The sequence below is a fragment of the Komagataeibacter melaceti genome, assembly GCF_003403295.1.
GTDB lineage: Bacteria > Pseudomonadota > Alphaproteobacteria > Acetobacterales > Acetobacteraceae > Komagataeibacter > Komagataeibacter melaceti.
The window spans coordinates 1-2,571 of record NZ_QUWV01000138.1; the positions used below are offsets into that span (position 1 = coordinate 1).

The following is a 2,571-nucleotide window of genomic DNA, read 5'->3' on the forward strand; positions in this document are numbered from 1 at the left end:
GAAGGGATCACGACACGAAAGTGTATTTTACGTACGCTTGGAGTGAACACCTGTAGAACTGGCCACATTGAGGTTCACGCAACAAGTAGGGATGCAGGTACCCGAAGCGGTCGTAACGCGCCAGCTTCGGGCTGCTCATCGACATTCCAGCGATAGTCGCCTGTCAGAGAAATATGCTCCCAGCCGAGGGGTGCGATATGCTGGGCCAGGTCATCTGAAATACCGAGCGTCGTGATGGCAGACTGAAGATAGCGCGTATTCCATAGGATGACCGCTGCCACCAGCAGGTTCAGACCTGACGCCCGATAGGCCTGATTTTCAAAACGCCGATCCCGCAGTTCGCCAAGCTGATTGAAGAAGAGCGCCCGAGCCAGCGCATTCCGGGCTTCTCCCTTATTGAGTCCAGCCTGGGTTCGTCTGCGCAAATCCAGATCCTGTATCCAGTCGAGCATAAAAATTGACCGTTCGATCCGGCCGACTTCGCGCAAAGCCACAGCCAGACCATTCTGACGGGGGTAAGATCCGAGTTTGCGCAGCATGGCCGAAGCGGTCACGGTTCCACTCCGAATAGATGTGACGAGACGCAGCAGGTCGTCCCAGTGTTCCACAATATGGTTGGTATTGATCAGGTCACCGGCCATCCCACCCAGAAGTTCGCCCGGGTGTTGTCCCGGAAAAAGGTGAAGTTTCCGCTCTTTCAGATCCCGTATCCTGGGCGCAAATCGATAACCAAAGAAGGGCATCAGCCCGAAAACATGATCCGATGCCCCACCCGTATCTGTATAATGCTCTTCAATGGAAAGTCCGTTAGCATGATAAAGCAGTCCATCCAGAACATAGGGCGCTTCACCGGCCGTCGCAGCAATCACCCGGGTCGAAAACGGATCATACTGATCGGAGATGTGGGTGTAGAAACTGACGCCCGGTTCACTGCCATTGCGCGCATTGATATCGCTGATCGCAGCGCCTCTGCCACCTGCATGAAACAATTGACCATCACTTGAGGACGATGTGCCGTCTCCCCAGAGTGACGCCAGGGGCAGCCCACGATGGGCTGCAACCATACGGCCAAGGGCTTCGGCGTATCCGGCCTCGCTGATATGCCAGTCATGCAGATGCGCCAACTGGCGCAGGGTGGCACCCTGACAGGTGTCGGCCATGCGTGTCAGACCAAGATTAATCCCATCCGCCAGGATCACCGTCAGCAGGGCGTTTTTGTCATCCGCGACACGGCTGGAACGGCGATGGGTAAAGCAGTCGGTGAAGCTGATCCAGCGGTCCACTTCCAGCAGAAGATCAGTAATCTTGATCCGTGGCAGCCGGTCGTAAGCCGCCCGCCTCAACTCTTCCACAGCAGGGGGTGTAATTGCTTTCAGAGGCGAAATCACAAGACCATGTGCATCAAGCCGGACCTGTGACAACTCGCCCTTCCTGGCAAGAGCCGTCACCCGGTTCAGCGCGGTTTCCAGCACTGCACGCCGTTGAGAAAGGAACGTGTCAGCCGTAGCATTGATCGCCAGAGGCAACGGTCCTTGCGCGCGCATCGCTGCAAACGTGGCTTCCGGAAGAAGGTAGGTGTCGAATGCGCGGTATTGGCGACTTTCCGTTACCCAGATGTCTCCGGCACGCAGACGCTCGCGCAGCTGGGTCAGAACACAGAGTTCGTAAGCCTGTCGTATGACTGTTCCCTCTGGCCTGACAAAGCTGTGCCAGGAAGGCGGAATGAAACGGATCGGACAGGAGTCAGGCAAGCGGCGTTTACCGGTCCGATAGAGGTCTCCAATGATCTGCACCGCCTTCAGTAATCCCTGTACCGTGCGACCACCCTGAAACTGGAACGCGTTCAGGAATGGACCAATGGCAGGACGAAGAGAGCGATGCCGGTTGATCAGTTCGGCCGTGCGATCAATGGTCTCTGGAGCTGTCAGGGTTTCAGCCCTGCCGATGGCGTCCTGGAGGCGGGGCCAGTCAATTCCCGTAATGGCAGACAGTGAATCAACACCCTGATCACGCGCCTCAATCAGATGACGGCAGGAGGTTGTCAGCAGACGAAGCTGGGCCTGCAACGATCGCATGGTGACAATCGCTTTGTCACGGATCCGGTGCTCGGCACGGCGCATCATGCTTCCGAGGAGTTTGTCCATCATTGTGAGGGTCGCGTCGGTTAGAACCTCCTCAAGTCGGACCCCGGCTGCCACCAGAATGGCGTAACGACGGGATGACCGAAGCTCGGCCAGATGCTGGGGCGTAATCCGGGCAGCTTCTTCGCTCAAACGGTCAAAGGCCACACGCGGTATGGTCGTGGCGCGAGCGCTGTCGAGGTTCAGGGATCGTACATACTCCAGGCGTTCCAGCAATCGCAGGATATTGCGCGCGGCTGGTGACAGGGGCGGGTTACGCAGCCACGAGAGCGAGGAGGCACTGCGATCGCCACGACGCTCCAGCATTTTGTCCAAACGACAACGGGTTTCCGGCGGCAGATCCCCTGCAAGGACGTCATGGACAAGGTGATCGGCCTGCTGGCGAGCACGGCGCACCAAGGCTTCAATGACAGTGACCGACGGCAGGAGA

General features: G+C 57.7%; 1 protein-coding gene. It reads right to left on the reverse strand.

Translation table 11 applies throughout. The features are described 5' to 3' along the window. Nucleotides 1-74: 74 nt before the first annotated feature. On the reverse strand, nucleotides 75-2,571 hold a 2,497-nt coding region (locus DY926_RS13845; protein WP_116703901.1), incomplete at its 5' end, for a Tn3 family transposase.